This is a genomic window from Halosimplex halophilum (assembly GCF_004698125.1).
Classification (GTDB): domain Archaea; phylum Halobacteriota; class Halobacteria; order Halobacteriales; family Haloarculaceae; genus Halosimplex; species Halosimplex halophilum.
This window is the reverse complement of sequence record NZ_ML214297.1, coordinates 501,434-518,136: the sequence shown is the minus strand read 5'-3', so window position 1 is coordinate 518,136 and position 16,703 is coordinate 501,434. Positions and strand designations below refer to the sequence as shown.

Annotated in this window: 16 protein-coding genes; 5 read left to right on the top strand and 11 right to left on the bottom strand. The window is 73.2% G+C overall.

What is annotated here, in order from left to right; translation table 11 throughout:
* Positions 1-48: 48 nt before the first annotated feature.
* From E3328_RS02705 to E3328_RS02695, 3 genes are all read right to left on the bottom strand, one after another.
* A complete protein-coding gene (locus E3328_RS02705; RefSeq protein WP_135363083.1) occupies positions 49-897 on the bottom strand; it encodes a phosphatase PAP2 family protein in 849 nt (282 codons plus the stop codon).
* Between the two features lie 238 nt (positions 898-1,135).
* The gene (locus tag E3328_RS02700; RefSeq protein WP_135363082.1) at positions 1,136-3,880 is read right to left on the bottom strand and encodes an AAA domain-containing protein; all 2,745 of its coding nucleotides are present in this window, start codon (positions 3,878-3,880) and stop codon (positions 1,136-1,138) included.
* A 39-nt stretch (positions 3,881-3,919) separates the two neighbouring features.
* Entirely contained in the window at positions 3,920-5,086 is a 1,167-nt protein-coding gene (locus E3328_RS02695) for an AAA family ATPase (RefSeq protein WP_135363081.1), read from the bottom strand.
* Between the two features lie 242 nt (positions 5,087-5,328).
* Here E3328_RS02695 and E3328_RS02690 point away from each other — a divergent pair, with 242 nt between their 5' ends.
* Positions 5,329-5,823: a hypothetical protein gene (locus E3328_RS02690; RefSeq protein ID WP_135363080.1), complete on the top strand. Its 495-nt coding sequence runs from the start codon at positions 5,329-5,331 to the stop codon at positions 5,821-5,823.
* A gap of 39 nt (positions 5,824-5,862) precedes the next feature.
* Here E3328_RS02690 and E3328_RS02685 read toward each other — a convergent pair whose 3' ends face one another.
* From E3328_RS02685 to E3328_RS02670, 4 genes are read right to left on the bottom strand one after another with little or no spacing between them, the layout of a single operon-like run.
* The gene (locus tag E3328_RS02685) at positions 5,863-7,284 is read right to left on the bottom strand and encodes a DUF7519 family protein (RefSeq protein WP_135363079.1); all 1,422 of its coding nucleotides are present in this window, start codon (positions 7,282-7,284) and stop codon (positions 5,863-5,865) included.
* Complete coding sequence (locus E3328_RS02680; protein ID WP_135363078.1) at positions 7,284-8,588, bottom strand: DUF58 domain-containing protein; 1,305 nt, start codon at positions 8,586-8,588, stop codon at positions 7,284-7,286. The genes E3328_RS02685 and E3328_RS02680 overlap by 1 nt, the downstream gene beginning before the upstream one ends.
* Positions 8,581-9,474, bottom strand: a complete 894-nt coding sequence (locus E3328_RS02675) for a DUF7269 family protein (RefSeq protein WP_135363077.1) — start codon at positions 9,472-9,474, stop codon at positions 8,581-8,583. The genes E3328_RS02680 and E3328_RS02675 overlap by 8 nt, the downstream gene beginning before the upstream one ends.
* On the bottom strand, positions 9,471-11,642 hold the full coding sequence (locus E3328_RS02670; RefSeq protein ID WP_135363076.1) for a DUF4129 domain-containing protein: 2,172 nt from the start codon (positions 11,640-11,642) through the stop codon (positions 9,471-9,473). Before E3328_RS02670 ends, E3328_RS02675 begins: the two co-directional genes overlap by 4 nt.
* A gap of 195 nt (positions 11,643-11,837) precedes the next feature.
* Between E3328_RS02670 and E3328_RS02665 the strand changes: the two genes are divergently transcribed.
* The 3 genes from E3328_RS02665 to E3328_RS02655 are packed head-to-tail and all read left to right on the top strand — an operon-like array spanning position 11,838 to position 13,250.
* Positions 11,838-12,389, top strand: a complete 552-nt coding sequence (locus E3328_RS02665) for a hypothetical protein (protein WP_135363075.1) — start codon at positions 11,838-11,840, stop codon at positions 12,387-12,389.
* On the top strand, positions 12,389-12,835 hold the full coding sequence (locus E3328_RS02660) for a nuclear transport factor 2 family protein (protein ID WP_135363074.1): 447 nt from the start codon (positions 12,389-12,391) through the stop codon (positions 12,833-12,835). Before E3328_RS02665 ends, E3328_RS02660 begins: the two co-directional genes overlap by 1 nt.
* A 37-nt stretch (positions 12,836-12,872) precedes the next feature.
* Positions 12,873-13,250, top strand: coding sequence for a hypothetical protein (locus E3328_RS02655; RefSeq protein WP_135363073.1), 378 nt, complete (start codon positions 12,873-12,875; stop codon positions 13,248-13,250).
* A 33-nt stretch (positions 13,251-13,283) separates the two neighbouring features.
* Here E3328_RS02655 and E3328_RS02650 read toward each other — a convergent pair whose 3' ends face one another.
* Together E3328_RS02650 and E3328_RS02645 are read right to left on the bottom strand one after the other, a co-directional pair.
* Positions 13,284-14,234, bottom strand: a complete 951-nt coding sequence (locus E3328_RS02650) for a zinc-dependent metalloprotease (protein WP_135363072.1) — start codon at positions 14,232-14,234, stop codon at positions 13,284-13,286.
* Positions 14,235-14,286: 52 nt separating this feature from the next.
* On the bottom strand, positions 14,287-14,598 hold the full coding sequence (locus tag E3328_RS02645) for a hypothetical protein (RefSeq protein ID WP_209452125.1): 312 nt from the start codon (positions 14,596-14,598) through the stop codon (positions 14,287-14,289).
* A gap of 142 nt (positions 14,599-14,740) precedes the next feature.
* Between E3328_RS02645 and E3328_RS02640 the strand changes: the two genes are divergently transcribed.
* Positions 14,741-15,916, top strand: coding sequence for an enolase C-terminal domain-like protein (locus E3328_RS02640; RefSeq protein ID WP_135363071.1), 1,176 nt, complete (start codon positions 14,741-14,743; stop codon positions 15,914-15,916).
* Positions 15,917-15,966: 50 nt separating this feature from the next.
* Here the strand turns inward: E3328_RS02640 and E3328_RS02635 are convergent, their stop codons facing one another.
* Together E3328_RS02635 and E3328_RS21700 are read right to left on the bottom strand one after the other, a co-directional pair.
* Complete coding sequence (locus E3328_RS02635; RefSeq protein WP_135363070.1) at positions 15,967-16,365, bottom strand: type II toxin-antitoxin system VapC family toxin; 399 nt, start codon at positions 16,363-16,365, stop codon at positions 15,967-15,969.
* Complete coding sequence (locus E3328_RS21700; protein ID WP_167837275.1) at positions 16,362-16,529, bottom strand: hypothetical protein; 168 nt, start codon at positions 16,527-16,529, stop codon at positions 16,362-16,364. The genes E3328_RS02635 and E3328_RS21700 overlap by 4 nt, the downstream gene beginning before the upstream one ends.
* Positions 16,530-16,703: the final 174 nt, after the last annotated feature.

Genomic DNA, 16,703 nt, shown 5'->3' with positions numbered 1-16,703 from the left:
GAACTTGCCGGTCCGGTACCCTCTCTCGCCTCGGCGCCGTCAGCCAGCTCAGTCGGTCGCGCTCGCCCCCGCGAACGCGTCGAACCGGCCGACCAGCGAGGGGAGCGCGACGATCCCGAACGTCAGCGCGGCGTTGGCGGCCGCCGCGGGGAGGAAGAGCGGTTCCACCGTCTGGACGACGGCGATGGTCGCCACGAGGTACGCGACGCCACCGGCGGTGACCGCGACGCGCTCGACCAGCGAGCGGAACCGCTCGGCGCCGGTCCGCCACGCCGCGCCCGCCAGGCCGCCGACGCTGCCGCCCATCGCGAGCGCCGCGTCGCCCGGGGCCGCAGCCAGGAGCACCGCCGGGACCGAGCAGACGACCGCGAGGCCGAACACCGGGGTCGGGCCGCGGTCGAGGGCGACGGCGACCACGCCGACCATCACCAGTCCCACGGCGAAGCCCGCGAGCACGTCGCCGAGGTAGTGGACGCCGATGACGACCCGCGAGAGGCCGACGAGCGCCACCAGCGCGCCCGCCCCCGCGAGGAACTTCGGGTCGCGGTAGCGGTCGAGCGCGACCAGCAGGCCCCCGTAGACGGTCGTCGCCGCGATGGCGTGTCCGCTCGGGAAGCCGACGGGGCTGGGGTCGACCGCGACCCGTCGGGCGGCCGCCGGCGGCCTCGGCAGGCCGAACCCGTACTTCAGCGCCAGCGTCACCGACACCGCGACGAACGCGACGCCGACCACCGTCAGCAGCTCCCGGCGCCGGGACCCGTCGTTCCAGTACGCCAGCGACAGCGCCACCATCAGGAACTTCGACCCGCCGAGGACCGTGACGAGCCCGAACACCGGCACCAGCTCCGCCGGGACCGCCCCGCGGATCGCCTCGCTCGCCGCGACCAGCCGAAACATACCCGCCTCCGTGTCCGCCGCCCGCTTATACTTTCCCACCCCGGCGACATCTCTCGGCGTCGATACCACTACTAAAATCCACGCCACGGAGTGAAACTGAAACGGTACGGAACTAGGGATAAAACCTCGCCACACGGTGAAAGTGGAGCGGCGATTCACTAGTCAAAAGTGATAGCCACGGGGCGAAAGTGGAACGCGGCGAGTGACGGGGTCGGAGCGGGAGATCGGGTCGGCGTGGTCAGCGGGCCCACTCGACCATGCGGCCGTAGGTGTCGTCGGTGGCGAGCGCGTCGGCGTCGCCGACGAGGACGAGCGCCTTCTTCGCTCGCGTGAGCGCGACGTTGACGCGGCGGTAGTCCTCGAAGATCGGGGAGTCGAGCGACCCCGTGGCGACGAACGAGATGACGACGACCTCCTTGCTGGAGCCCTGGAAGCGGTCGACGGTGTCGACGGCGACCGCGTCGGGGAGCCGCTTGCCGATCTCGGCGACCTGCGCGCGGAACGGCGCGATGACGCCGATCTCCCCGGCCGGGACGCCCGCCTCGCGGTAGGCCGCGACGGTCTCGGCGACCGCGTCGGCCTCCGTCGGGTTCGTGTTGCCCCGCGCGCTCCCGTCGGGGTCGACGAACGCCACCTGGCCGCGGAGGTGCTCGGGCAGCGCCGCCACGTCGACGCCGTCGAGCTGGCCGAGGTGCTGGCCGGCGACCTCGCCGGTCGCCGGTCGGAGCTGGCCGTCGTAGAACTCCCGGGAGGCGAACGCCTGGATGCGCTGGGCCATGCGGTACTGCCGGTCGAGCATGACCGAGGCGTCCGGATAGCGCTCGATGAGCCGCTGGAACAGCGACCGGGAGAGCGCAGCGCCCGGAGCGGGCTCCCCGTCGTCGCCCGTCGGCAGGTCGTCGAGGTCGGGCTCGTCGGCCTGTACCACGGGGGGTAGTTGCTGGTGGTCGCCCACGAGCACGAACCGCTCGGCGAGGTTCGTCGCGGCGAGCGTCCCGGGTTCGGTGAGCTGGCCCGCCTCGTCGACAACGGCAACGTCGAACTCCTGCTCGCGCATGATCCGCGACCCGCAGGTGGCCGTCGTCGCCGCGACGACGTTCGCGTCCCGCAACTCGGCTACCCGCTCGTCGGGGTCGCCGGCCCGCTCTAGCCGGTACTCCTGCATGTCCTCGCGGACGCCGCTCTCGGTGCCGACCCGGACGAACTCGTCGAAGCCCTGCTCGACGAGCGCTTCGAGCGCGTTGTCGACCGCGCGGTTCGTAAAGGCCGAGAGCAGGACCCGTTCGCCGCGGTCGACCAGCGCTTGCACGATGTATGCCAGCGTATACGTCTTGCCGGTCCCGGGCGGTCCGTGGACAAGCGCGCAGTCCTCGCAACCGACGGCCAGTTCGACGGCCTCGTCCTGTGCGTCGTTGTTCGGGACGAACGTCTCCTCGACGGCCGAAAAGTCGGGCTCGCGGCGGCCGAACAGCACGTCCTTCTCGTCGGGCGACTGCGTGAGGACGGCGTCGTGCAGCGCGGTGAGCATCCGGTCCGTGGAGAGTTCGGAGGGGTACACGTCGATACGGCGCAGTTCGACGGGTTCGTCGGCCGTGACGACGACCTCGGGCCCCTTCTCGTCGGACTCGGGGTCGTCGACACCCCCGCCCAGCCGCTCCACGCGGGCGAGTTCGGCCTCGCCGCGGATCGGGTCGCCGTCGCTGGCCAGCACCAGGTCGCCCTCGCGGATCTTCGAGACGGCGCCGGTCCCCCGGGCGCGAAGCTCCCACCGGCCGCCGTCGAGTTCGGTCCGTTCCGTGGGTTCGAGGTCCACCAGCGCCCGGTCGTCGTCGGCCCGCTCCTCGGGGCTCTGCTCCCAGAGCTTCGCGTACTCGCGGTGGACCGCGCGCCGTTCGCGCTCGATCGATTCGTAGACGCGGTCGAAGTACTCGCGCTCTTCCTCGGGGATCGGCGAGCCGACCTGGCCGGCCTTCGACTCCTGGTCCAGCCGGCCGGAGACGGCCATGCAGGTGTCCTGCTCGAAGCAGTACTCGCACTTGGCGTCGGCCTCGTAGCCGGTCGGCACGTCGACGCCGTACTCCATCGCCGCCAGCGCGTTCCGGGTCCGGAGGACGAACTTCAGGAAGCCAGAGCCGATGGAGAACTCCTTGGCCGGCGAGAGGTCGCCGCTCTCCTCGGTCCGCTCGACGGCCGCGTTCTTGGTGTAGAGGAGGGTGCCCGTGTCGGGCGGCTCCCCGCGGCGCTCGCCGAGGATGAGCGCGTAGCAGGTCGCCTGCACCTTGTCGTGGAAGCGGGGGTCGCGCTTGGTGTTCTTGCCCGTCTTCAGCTCGACGGGCATCCCGCGGCGGACGGCGTCGGCCCGCCCCTTCAGCCCGTAGGTCTCGCTGACCAGCGTCATCTCCGAGCGCCACTCGTCCTCGTCGGTGAGCGTCCCCTGCTGGAGCCACCCCTCGATGGCCGAGGCGTGCTGGCGCACCTCCTCGCGCACCTCGTCGGCGGTCCGGCCGAGCATCCCGAGTTCGAGTCCAGCCTCCTCGACCCGCTCGTCGATGGATTCGTCCAGATCCCGGCCCCGGAGGAGGTCGCCGAACACCTCGTGGACGATGGTCCCCTTGACGACGGGGTAGGCGTTGGGCGTGCCGCCGATCTTGTTGAGGTAGTACATCCGCGGGCACTGCACCCACGAGCGCACGTCGGTCACGTCCACGAGGAAGTCCGGTTCGACGACGACCATCGAGTCGCCGGTCGTCGAGAACTGCTGCTCGCCGCGGTACTCCCGCTGTTCGGGGTTCGTGACGGCGAGTTCCATCCCGGCTTCGAGGTACGTCGCCGTCTCGGTCCACTTGTCCCACAGCGTGACGGTCGTCGGTTCACCCCGGCCACGGTCGGGTCTGAGGCCCACCTCGACGAGTTCGCTCTCGCCGTACTGCGTCGAGACGGTCTTCGGGTCGCTCACGTCGACGACGACGCCGCGGATAGTCACGCTCCGATCACGGGCGGGCCGCGGGAAAAACGCTGTCGATCAGAGGGGATCGCCGGGTTCCGGGTCCCTCCGGTCGCCGGATTCCTGGCTCCGTCGGTCGCGGTCGTCGCTCCGGGCGTCAGGGCCGTCGGTCGCGGTGTCGCGGTCGTCGCCCCCGCCGTCGACCCGCGGGCGGTCGGGCTCGCCGGGGTCGCTGTCGGAAGCCGCCCCGGGTTCGTCCCCGCCGGGGTCGGGCGCGTCGGGCGAGACGGCGGGCACGTCGACCGCCGAGAGCGCGTCGGCGACCACCTGTTCCGGGTCGACGCCCTCGACGGTCGCCTCGGTCGTCAGCACGAGCCGGTGGGCCATCGTCGCCCGGGCGAGCCGCTTCACGTCGTCCGGTGTCGCGTAGTCCCGACCCGCGACGACGGCCCCCGCCCGCACCGCCTCGAAGACGCGCTGGATGCCCCGGGGGGAGACGCCGATGTCGGTCCGGCCGTCTTCGCGCGTCTCCCGTGCGATATCGATGATGTAACGCCGCACCTTGTCGTCGACGCGCACGTCCTCGGCGAGGTCCTGCAGCGCGAGGACGGTGTCCGGGTCGACCACGGGGTCGACGCTGGGTGCGAGCGAGCGCCTGCCGGCCCGCTTGTCCAGCAGGTCCATCTCGCCGTCCACGTCGGGGTAGCCCATCGAGGTCTTCACCGCGAAGCGGTCGCGCTGGGCCTCGGGCAGCCGGAACGTCCCCTCCTGCTCGACGGGGTTCTGCGTGGCGATCACGACGAACGGCTCCGGCAACGGATGGGTCGTCCCGTCGACGCTGACCTGCCCCTCCTCCATCGATTCCAGCAGGGCGGCCTGGGTCTTCGGCGGCGCGCGGTTGATCTCGTCGGCCAGGACGACGTTGGTGAACACCGGCCCCTCGGCGAACTCGAACTCCCGTTCGTGCTCGTTGTAGACGTTCGAGCCCGTCACGTCCGCCGGGAGGAGGTCGGGCGTGAACTGCAGGCGGGTGAACCCGAGCCCGAGCGACTCCGCGAGGACGCGGGCCAGCACCGTCTTGCCCGTGCCCGGCACGTCCTCGACGAGGACGTGGCCCCTGGCGATGACTGCCGAGAGCGTCTCGAACAGCACCGACCGCTCGACGACGACGGCCTCCTCGACGCGCTCGACCACGTCGAGACAGACCTCCGTCGCCTCCTCGACGGTCAGCTCCTGGTCGGCCATACCGACGCCTGTGACCCCACCGACAAGAAGCTACCCTTCGCCGGTCCGTCTCCGAGTTCGCCGCCGTCGGGTCGGCCGGGAGCCGCTCGAACCGGTCGTGACGAGAGACGAACACGGTCCTCTCGCGGACTTCGAAAGCGGCCGGAGCCTGAGAAACAGAGGTCCGCAGCGACCCGGAGCGAGCGGCCGAAGTTCCGGTGTAGGAAACCCTTTTGTGAGTTACGCCGGATCGGGTATTCGAAATGACGGACGACCAACCCGACGCGGATATCGAGATCGAGCTTCCCGGCGAGGACCCCGAACCGCCGGAGTACGAAAAGGTAGCGGACTTCGGCGAACGGCTTCGCGAACGGTTCGCCGAGTACCACTGGGAGTTCGGGATGCTGGCCGGTGCGGACGGGGAGACGGTCGAGATACCGGCCGTCCACTCCTGTATCGAATCCGCGTTTCGCATCCACGTCGCGGGGACGCTCGCGGAGGCGGAGTTCCCCCAGCAGGTGTACGACGACCCCGACGTGGACGCCGACTTCCTCGCCACCGACCAGGAGCTGGGGCTGGAGGACATCGCCGTGACCGTGACGGCCACTCGGCGGGACGAGGGTCCGGACCGCACTCCCGAGAGACGGGCGGACGGAGTTCACGAACACTGGCACGTCAACCTGGCGTACGGTCTCTCCGACTCGGTCGTCACCAGCGAGCGCGTCTCGGACCCGACGATCACTATCGACGAGCTGTAGCCGCCGCGTGGGTTCCCGGACCGGCGTCCGACGTTCGGTCTACCCGCGCAACAGCGCGCCGAGCAGCAGCGTCCCGACGACGGCGGCGGTCATGGCGAGCGTGTGGCCGCCGCCGGCGCTCGTCCGGACGGCGTACAGTCCCGTCGCGCCGAGGACGGCGGCCGCGCCGATCCCGGCGGCGAAGACCCCGTGGTAGAGTTCGAGCCGCCTGGTCTCGGGCCGGTGGCCGAGTTCGGCGGTCAGTCCGAGGCCGAAGGACCCCGCGTCCCAGACCACGAGCGCGCCGGCGACGGTGGCGAACACCAGCGGCGCGGGCAGGCCCGCCGAGTCGGCGCCGACGGCCGCGACGACGAGCCCGGCGGCCGCGAGCGCGGGGCCGCCGGCCCGCTCGGGGGACAGGTCGATCCGGACGGCGACGAGCGCGGCGCCGACCGCGAGGAACACCGCCAGGGGCGCGAGCAACACCCCGGCGAGAAAGATGAAGGGGCTGAACGCGAGGATCCCGACGGCCTGCGGGACGACGCCGAACAGGAGGACGACGAGGTAGCCGCCGCCGGCGACGCCGGCCGCGACGGTCCGGGTCTTGCGCTCGCCGTAGCGCTGGGTCACCTGCCGGGCGGCGACCGCGGCGCCCGCGGCCAGGAGCGCGAGGGCGCCGACGACCAGCAGCGGGCCGACGACGAACGCCGACGTGAGCGCCGCCACGACGGCGGTCGCGCCGGGGACGAGCGCCAGCGCCGGGGAGTCGGTAGTGGTGAACACCAGCGAGAGGAGCCCGGCCCCGACGGCCGCGGCGGCCGCGGCCGCGAGCCACCGCCTTGTCCGCCCGAGCCGCGCCCGGACCGCGTCGCGCCGGCCCCGGGGCGTCAGCTGGACGACGGGGATCCCCTCCAGCGAGAGGCGGACGGCACCGAGGACGGCGCCGAGCACGAACAGGAAGCCGATCGCGGCGACGGTGGGGTCCTCGGCGGCGACGGTGCTGTCGACGAGCCGCCAGGCGAGATACCCCGCGGCGACGGCGATCGCGGTCCCGAACAGCCAGACCAGGCCGAAGACGTACGAGAGGATGCCCTGCGAGAGCGCGCCCTCCAGCGCGTCGTCGTCGGCCACGTCCGCCCAGGCGGCCGCCGTCCCCAGCAGCGCGAGCGCGTAGCCCCCGACGAGGTATGGGTTCCCCGGCGTGGCGACCACGAGCACCCCGAGCAGCGCCGCGCCGGGGAGAAAGAGCAGGTGTCCGACGACCTTCTCGCCGAGGGCCTCCCGGTCGAGGAGCGCGACGCCGGCGGTCGCGAGGCCGGCGACGAGTCCCAGCCCCGTGAGGAACGTCGGCTGCCCGACGACGAACCCCGTCGCCAGGGCGAGGCCGACGACGGTCACGGCGGCGATCCCGAGGCTCGTCGCGCGGGGGCGGCCCTCGTCGCCGACCGCCGAGGGCCGGTCCAGGCGCGGCCCGAACGGCATCAGGCGCCACCTCCCGCGGTCCCCGCCGACCGCCTGGCCTCGACCGCCAGGGCGTACTCCAGCGCGAGCGCCAGCGGCGTGCCGCGCCGCCAGTCGACGGTCCGGGCCCCGGTCGACTGACAGCGCGCCAGCCGCGTCCGCCGCCGGACGGCGTCGAGCCGCCCGCCGACCGTCGTCGCCGACACCACGTCCGGCGAGAGGACGGTCCGCGCCCGGTCGAGCGAGGCCCACGCCTCGACGGCCTCGACCGGGCGGCCGTCCAGCAGCGGCGAGACGAGCAGCAGCTGCGCCCGCGGGTCCGAGAGCTCGGCGGCCTTCCGGAACTGGTAGGTCGCGTCGACCGGCGTGTCGACGGCGTACTCGACGGCGCGCTCGACGCCCGCTGTCAGCCGCGACCGGTGGTCCGACCCCGCGCCGGGCTCGACCCAGTCCAGCCCGCCCGGGCCCCTGGCGTTGCGGCCGACGACCGCCAGACCCACGTCGTGGCCGGCGCGCATGAGCGCCGTGACGGTCCGGACGGCGGCGTAGGCCGAGCGCTCGACGGCGGTGGGGCGACCGGGCCCCGGGGCGACCCGGTTGCGCTCGCGGGCGTCGAGGACGACCACGACCGTCGTCGACACGGGTCGCTCGTACTCGACGGTGGCGAGTTCGCCCCGCCGGGCGTAGCCCCGCCAGTCGATGCGGTCGGCGGCGTCGCCGTGGCGGTACTCCCGGGTGGCGTGGAACTGCACGCCCCGGCCTGGCCGGTCGGCGGTGAGCCGGCCGACGAAGTCGTCGCCCCGGTCGGCCAGCGGCGGCGCGTCGGCGTCCAGCCGACAGACCAGCCGGTCGTCGCCCGCCGGGACCGGTTCGGTCGTCGCGACCATCCCCGCGCCGACCGACCGCAGGCGTGCCCGCGGCGAGGCGAAGTCGTACTCGCCGCGGCGGGCGACCACGGTGTATTCGACCGTCGCTGTCTCCCCGGGGTCGAGCGTGGTCCCCGCCCGCGGCGAGCCGTCGACGACCTGCAGGTCGTCGGGCACCCCGTCGACCAGCCGCAGGTCCGACAGCGTCCGGTCGCCCTCGTTGGTCGCGGTGAGCGTGACGGTCACCGGCCGCCCCGGCGGCGCCGGCGTCGGGTCGACGGTCCGGCTGACGGCCAGGTCCTCCGGGGAGTCGACCGTCGAGAGCGACCCGTAGGCGACGAAGACCAGCGGGATGGCCGCCGCGAGGACGAGCGCCGCGCTGCGGTTCCAGACGCCCGCGACGGCGAGCACGAGCGCCGCCGCGACCGCCCCGCGCCAGCGGACCCGCCGCCTACGCACCGTCCCACACCTCCCCGACCGGGTCCGCCGTCTCGTCCGCGTCGTCCGCCTCGTCGAGGGTCCCGTCCGCGTCGTCGGGCGCGCCGCCGCTGCCGGCGCCGGACTCGTCTCCACCGGCGTCTTCGGCGCGGTCGGTCGCGCCTCCGCCCTCCCGCTGTGGCCGTCCCGCGGCCGCGTCGGCGCGCTGGAGCGTCCCGTCGGCGGCGCGCTGGAGACTCCCGATGGCGGGCGCCAGCGTCGGGGCCGTCCGCGGGGCGTCCGCTCCGACGACGGGCGGGAGTTCGCGCTCGGCCGCCTCGTCGATGGCCGCGACCGCGCGGGCGGTCCCCCGCCTGACGACCCGCTCGGGGAACAGCCAGGCGCGCAGTCGCCCCCGGAGCGACAGCCGCGGGGGGTCGACCCGCTCGTCGACGACCGCCGCGGCGACGCGGTCGTCCGTCCAGGCGCCGGTCGCGAGCGCCCCCTCTATCTGGTCGGGGTCGGCCCCGCCGGCCGCGAGGACGCGGGTCAGCGCCTCCCGGAGCGGTCGGCGCACGACCGCGAACCCCTCCTCGACCGTCTCGGCGTCGCGGGCCCGTTCGCGCGCCTCGCCGACGAGTTCCGCGAGTTCGGCGCCGGTCACGTCCGCCGGGTCGGCCGTCTCCTCCGGCGTCCCCGCGACCAGTTCGCCCTCTTCGGTCCAGGGCGCCGGCGCCACCGCCTCGGCGTCCGCGGCCGACCGGTAGAGCTTGACGGCCGCGAGCGCCAGCCCGACCAGCGCGACGGCCAGCGCACCGCCCCCCGCCTCGGAGGCCGTTACCGGCGTGAGCGCGACCGCCAGCAGGAGCGCGGCGCCGATGGCGACGGTCCCCAGCGCGGCGACCAGCGCCGCCAGCCAGCGGTTCACGACTCCTCGCCCTCCTTCTGCTCCCGCTCACGTTCGATGCTCTCGAAGGCCTCGCGGGCCCGCTCGCTCCGGTCCTCGGCGCTCCGGTCGCCGTACTCGACCTGGCGGAACGCGTCGGTCAGCGCCCGGACCGGCCGCTCGGGCCACCCGCGTTCGACGGCCGCCCGCGACACCTCCCCCGGCGTCGACTGGCGCCACCGCTCCGGCAGGACCCGCCGGGCGAACCGCCGCCAGAGCGCACGGATCGACCGATCCCTCCGGTCGTCGCCGTCGCTCCCCGTCGCGGTCCGGCCGGTCGCAACCGCCGAGCGACCGTCCGTCCCGTCCCCGGCGTCGGCGTCGGACGCCTCGCGAGTCCACCGCCGATAGGCGACGGCGGCGACCCAGAGCGCGACCAGCCCGGCGAGCAGGCCGAGGGCGCCGAACCGGTAGGTGAGCCCCGCGAGCAGCCCGGTCGCGAGCACCGCGGCTGCGACGCGCCGGAGCGTGAGGCGGGCGGCGAGATACCGCCGAACCCGCCCGGGGAGCGCCCGGAGCCAGTCCCACAGCCGGGCGGCCAGCCCACGGGCCGACAGCGGGAGGGCGGCGACGCGGTCCGCGATCCGGCCCAGCAGCGCCGCGAGCCGGTCGAGGCCGGCCGCCACGCCGTCGGCGACCGCGAGCGCGGCCCGGCGGACCCAGGCGACGAGCCCGCTCGACCGTTCGGCGAGCGTCCGCCCGCCGGCTCCGACGGTCCGCCGGTGACGGACCGCCGCGACGAGGGCGACGAGCCCCGCCGCGGCGAGCAGCCCGCGCCCCTCGTCGACGGCGAGGCCGACGAACAGGACGGCCAGCGCGACCCACCACGTCGCCACGCGCTTGGCCGCGCCGCGACCGCGCCGGCCCGCGGCGACGCCGGTCCCGACGACGCCGCCGACCACCAGGAGCGCGCTCGCCAGTATCGTCGACGCGTAGGCGGTCCACAGCGGCACCGTCGCGGACTGTCGGTCGGTCCGGACCGTGACCGTGCCCCTGGGGTCCGCCGGCAGCGCGAACCCGACCGTCCCGTTCTCGTCGGTGCGCCCCAGTCGCGCCCCGTCGAGGGCGACCCGGGCGTCCTGCGCTGGTTCTGGCCCCGCGGCGGCGCTCACAAGCGCCGGCTCGCCGGGCACGGGCAGCCCCTCCTGCGGGCGGACGGCGGCGTCGAGCAGCCACACCTCGATGGTCCGCGACCCCGAGAAGTCGCCGCGCTCGACGGTCACCGACACCGACTCGGCGTCGGTCGGGACCGCGAGCTCGTACCGCCCGTTCGCGGTCGTCCGGCCGACGCGTTCGCCGTCGACACTGACGGTCGCCCGGCGCATCGGCACGTCCTCCACTGCCGCGAGGAGGGTCACGTCCGTCCCGGGGTAGGGGTCGCCGACCACCGAGAGTTCGACGGCCCCGTCGACCTCGTAGGCGGCGGTGTCGTTCCCGTCGCTCTCCTGTGTTCGGGCGGCGGCGGTCTGCCCGCTGGCGAGCGACGGGACACGGAGGTCCGACAGGCCGACACTCCCGGCGGCTACGTCGCCGGCGTCCCCGCCGGTGTCGTAGGGCCGCCGGAAGAACTCGCAGTCCTCGCCCGGCACCCGGACGGTGACGTTCAGTTCGCGGGTGTAGGGGGCTTGACCCTCGACGCGGCCGGCCGGGTCGGTCCGCCCGACCAGGCGGTCGCCGAACCAGACCGGGACCCCCTCGGCGGGTTCCAGGTCGTCGTAGACGCTGACGCGGACGACCCCGCCCGGCACCGGTTCGTTCTCGACCACGACGCCGCAGCCCTGTTCCGTGGGGGGTGCGTCGTCGCCGGGGACCGGGATCGGCTCGCCGTCCTCGGAGATGACGCGACCGCCGCCGCCGTCACTGCCGCCGACACCGTCCCCTTCGCCCCCGGCCCCGCCTCCGCCCGCGCCGCCCTCGCCACCGTCACCGGCCCGCCCGCCGGACCCATCGTCGCCGCCACCGCCGTCGCTGGCCTCGCCGCCGGGTCCGGTACCGTCGCCGGTCCCGAAGACGCCCGCGTCGGGCGCGACCGGGGCGACGAACGCGGCGACAACGAGCCCGAGCAGACAGAGCGCGACGAGCGCGGCCTGGCGGCGGTCGACACCCGCGGCTGCGCCGCCGGCCTCGCCCGTCGGTTCGGTCTCTGACACCGTGGTAGCCCCCTCGACCGGCGCCGCGCCGCCGCGGTCGCCGGGCAGTTGTACACCTGTCAGGTGGGGCGGATAATCAATCGTCCGGTCGCCGGAGTCGCGGCGTCGGCGTCCCGGCCGGGTCGGGGGACTGCGGCCGGAGAAGTGGCCGCGACCGATGCCTTCATTCACGGGGGGCGCCTACCCGCGACCGACATGCGCGTCCGCGACTGGCAGGACATCCTGGAAGACGTCGTGGAGAGCGACGCCGACCCCGCCGGCTGGCGCGCGGCCGGCGGCGACCGCGCGAACGGCATCGGGGAGGATCTGTACTTCGGCCACCCCGCCGTGGGGGTGTTCCACGTCAAGACCTACGCGAGGAACCCCTACGAGGTCCAGGGGGTCGGCGCCGAGGTCGCGCGCAAGATCGACGACGACCTGGACCCGCTGTTCCCGGCGGAGCCCGGCGAGGGCGGGATGTTCGGCGTCCGCCAGCCCGTCGACGACGAGGACGAGGCCGAGGCGGCGGCCTCCGAGCTGGAGGAGGTCGTGCAGGCCCACGCCGACGCGCCGACGACGCCCGACGCCCTGTTCGAGGACGTGATGGACACGCTGGACTCGCCGGCCTACGGCCCGATGGAGTACGACCAGTACGGCCGCCCCGACCGGGTCGACGACCTCGCGGACACCTTCGAGGAGGCCGAACAGCTGCTCGACTCCGAGCTGGACGACCTGATCGACGAGAACGTCGACAGAGGGTTCCAGTGATGGGCGCCGCCGACCGGGTCGAGGCCTACTACGACGCGCTCCGCGAGGGGGAGCCGCTGGCCCCCTTCTTCGCCCCGGTCGACGGCGCCGTCAAGGTCGGCATCTCCGAGCGGCTGGTCGGCGGCGACGCCGTCGCCGAGGGGCTGCGCGAACAGACCGAGCGGACGACCGACTGGAGCGTCGGGAGCCGCGACCTGCGGGTCACCGAGCGCGACCGCCACGCCTGGTTCGGCGACCGCGTCTCGCTGGCCTGGACCGACACCGAGCGGCGGATCCGCTACGAGTTCGACACCCGCTGGACGGGAACGCTCGAACTGCGCGGGGCGGACGGCTCGTCGGCCGACGGCGCCGACGGGGCGGGTGAAGACGGGGCCACCGCGGCCGACGGGAACGGCGACCGGTGGCAGTTCGTCTCGATGCACGTCAGCACCGCGAGGGCCCTCTGATGGGCCGGACGAGCCCCCGCTCGGGAGGCGAGCGCTGATGGTCGGCCCCATCCCCGAGGAGGAGCGCTCGGCGTTCAACCGGAAGGTCGTCTACGGGACGACGCTGCTGGTCGGGCTGTCGGGCGGACTCATCACGCTGCAGATCGAGACGACGGCGGTCCAGACCGCGGGCGCGGTCGTCCTCGGGATGCTCGTCGGCTACCCCCTCGCGAAGTTCGTCGTCCCGACCGGTCCCGCGCCGGCGGACCGCCAGCGGCGGCGGATCGAGCGGGAGAACCCCTTCGCCGACGGCGGCGACGGGAGCGACGGCTCGGGCGACGACGGTTCCGGTGGCAACGGTTCCGGCGGCGACCGCTCGGACGGCGGAGACGGGTCACGTGCCCGGTCGCGCTCGGACGACTACGGGCGGCGCTGAGGGCCCCGACGGCGGGAGAACCGGATCTCTGCGTTACGGGTCGACGCGCGCGAGCCACAGCGCCGGGTCGTCGAGTTCGGCGTCGGTGGGCAGGGTCTCCGGGGACTCCCAGACGGCGGCGGCGCCGGCGACGCCGCGCTCGTCGGCGACGGCGTCGAAGAAGGCCTTGCCGCGCTCGTACTGGCGCCGTTTCATGCCGAGGCCGAGCAGCCGGCGGATCACGCGGGCGACCGGTCCGCGGCCGCGACGGCGGGCCTCGACCTTCTCGCGGAGGTCGGCGTACTCGTCGTCGAACGCCCGGTCCATGACGAGTTCGGCGTAGCCCTCGACGGCGGTCATCGTGGTGTCCAGATCCTGCAGGGCATCGCGGTCGAGCGTGCCCTCGCCGAGCGCCGCGACGGCGCCCTCCATCGTCGATTCGAGGTGGTCCGACAGCCAGGGCGCGGCGCCGAACTCGGCGGCGTGGGCCACCTCGTGGAAGGCGATCCACCGGCGGAAGCGGTCGAAGTCGACCTCCAGGGCCTCGGCCACCGTCTCGATGTTCGGGTGGACGAAATACAGCGCGTGGTCGTCGCCCTCGGCGAGCAACAGGGGGTCGTACTGGCCGAGGACGTTGTTGCCGAGGAAGGCCAGCGCGACGCTCATCGTCCCGGTGTTGACGACCCGGCTGGCGCCCGGGAACATCGTCACCTGCTCCTCCAGCGGGCGCATCACCCGCTCGAACGTGGCGACGTTGGCGTCGATCCAGTGGTGGCGGTTCTGGATCTCGACGACCTCCGGCAGGTCGAACGCCACCTCGCCGACCGACCGCACGCGGTCGCGAGCGTCGCGCACGTCCGCTGCGTAGGCCTCCTCCTCCTCGCGGGTGAGCGCGATCGACCCCGGATCGGTCGACGACTTCGCGGCGTCGGCGACGGCGGTCCAGTCGACCGGACCGTCGCCCGAGGCCGCCGTGACCGCCCGGACGCTCTCGTACAGTCCCATACCTGACCCACGGTATCCGACGGGATAGGCCTTCTCCCCGCCCCGGCAGGGGTCAGAGCCGCGCTCGCAGCCCGCCGCTCTCGGCTTCCTCGGAGCCGCCCGTCTCGAGGACCGGTTCGCCCGACCCCCCGAGGATCCGCCGGAGCGCGACGACGGCGAGGATCATCCCGGCGAAGGTGAGGACGATCCCGAAGGGGTTGGTCCCGCCCTCGTCGGTCGCCGTCGCCTCGTCGGTCTCGTCCTCGCCGAACGGGAGGGCGCCGAACCCGTCGGCGCCCTCGTCGGGTTCGGCCTCGCTGTACGGTGCGTTCGCGGTGAACTCGGCGCCGTCGAGGTGGACTTCCAGAAGGGTGAACTTCGCCATGGGTGACGATTCGACGACCGACCGGAAAGGGGTTTCCCCGGCGACTGCGCCCCCGGTCGACCCAGCGGTCGGCCGCCCCCCTGCCCCCGGCGCGTCCAGCCGACACCCGGCACTTCTTTGCGGAGGCCGCCGAGGCGGAGGTATGGCTCCGACGATCACCAAGATCGAGAGCGTCGAGTTCGCCTACGAGATCCCCGAGATGGGGACCGACCAGCACGGGTTCAACCTCGTCTACGAGCCCGGCGGCAGCGTCGAGCGCAAACTGTTCGCCGTCACCGTCCACACCGACGAGGGGATCACCGGCGAGTACGTCGGCGGCAACTCCCCCGGCGCCGCCCAGATCAACACCTTCGCCGACTACCTGGTCGGCAAGAACCCTCTCGAACGGGAGAAACACTGGTCGGAGATCAAGCGGGCGCTCCGCAAGTACGACCGCATGGGGATCGGCCCGGTCGACATCGCGCTGTGGGACTTCGCCGGCAAGTACCACGACGCGCCGATCCACGAGCTGCTCGGCACCTACCGCGAACGGCTCCCTGCCTACGCCTCGACGTACCACGGCGACGAGAACGGCGGCCTCGAAACCCCGGAGGACTTCGCCGACTTCGCCGCCGAGTGTCGCGACATGGGCTACCCCGGCTTCAAGATCCACGGCTGGGGCGGCAGCGACGGCTCCCGGGACCTGGAGCGGGAACTCGACGCCGTCCACGCCGTCGGCGAGCGCGTCGGCGACGAGATGGACCTGATGCACGACCCCGCCTGCGAGCTTGAGACGCTGGCCGACGCCGTTAAGCTCGGCCGCGCGCTCGACGAACAGGACTTCTTCTGGTACGAGGACCCCTACCGCGACGGCGGGATCTCCCAGCACGCCCACCGCAAGCTCCGCCAGCAGCTCGACACCCCGATCCTCCAGACCGAGCACGTCCGCGGGCTGGAGCCCTTTACCGACTTCATCGACGCCGAGGCGACCGACTTCGTCCGCGCCGACCCCGAGTACGACGGCGGGATCACCGGCGCCATCAAGCGCGCCCGCGTCGCCGAGGGCCACGGGCTGGACGTGGAGTTCCACGCGCCCGGCCCGGCGCAGCGACACTGCATGGCCGCCGTCCGCAACTCCAACTACTACGAGATGGCGCTGGTCCACCCCGACGCGCCCAACACCACCCCGCCGGTCTACGCCGGCGACTACGAGGACCAGCTCGAATCGGTCGACGACGAGGGGACTGTCCCCGTCCCCGACGGCCCCGGCCTCGGCGTCGAGTACGACTGGGACTACATCGAGGCCAACGCGACCGGCAGCGTCCACGTCTACGAGTGATAGGTTCGCACCCACTGACGAAACGGCGGTGCTACTGGTGACGGAGCGGCTCAGACCTGGTCCAGTAGTTCGCCGGGACTAACCGCCCCGTTGTCGAGCAACTCCCCGTCGAACGTGACGAGCGTAGCGTCGATGTCCTCGGCGAGCGCGAGCAGGACACAGTCCATCGTATAGAGAAGTGACTCCCGTTGCATACCGTACGCGGTGATCTGGTCGCTGATCTCCGGTGCGTAGATGTCGACCTCCTCGTAGATGTCCTCCAGCACGGCTTCGACCTCCTCCTGTTCAGTCCGCTTTTTCTTCGTCAGCACCGACCGGATCTCCATCAGGTTCAGAATCGACGTGCAGAACTCGAAGTCCTGATTGAGTAGTTCCGTCGCAACGTCACCCCGGGACGGCTCGTCCGTCACGCTGGCGACGAAGACGTTCGAATCGACGAGAACGGTCATCCCCGCTCTCGTTCCTCGCGGACTGCGGCGACCGAGTCGATATCGACGTCCGACAGACGCCCGGACAGCAAGTCGCCCAGTTCCGGCCGTTCTTCGTGCCCCTCGCCGGACTCCCGGTCGTCGGGCGGGTCGGACGGGTACGACGAATTGATGGAGCTACCCATACTCCGAGTTGACAGTTGCAGGGTCAAAACAGTTCCTCCGCCGAACGAACCCAGGACGTGACGCGCCGTGGAGTGCCGTCGTTTCGTGTCGGGGGAATTTCGCCCTCGGCGTCGACGACTGGGACTACATCGAGGCCAACGCGACCGGCAGCGTCCACGTCTACGAGTAATCCG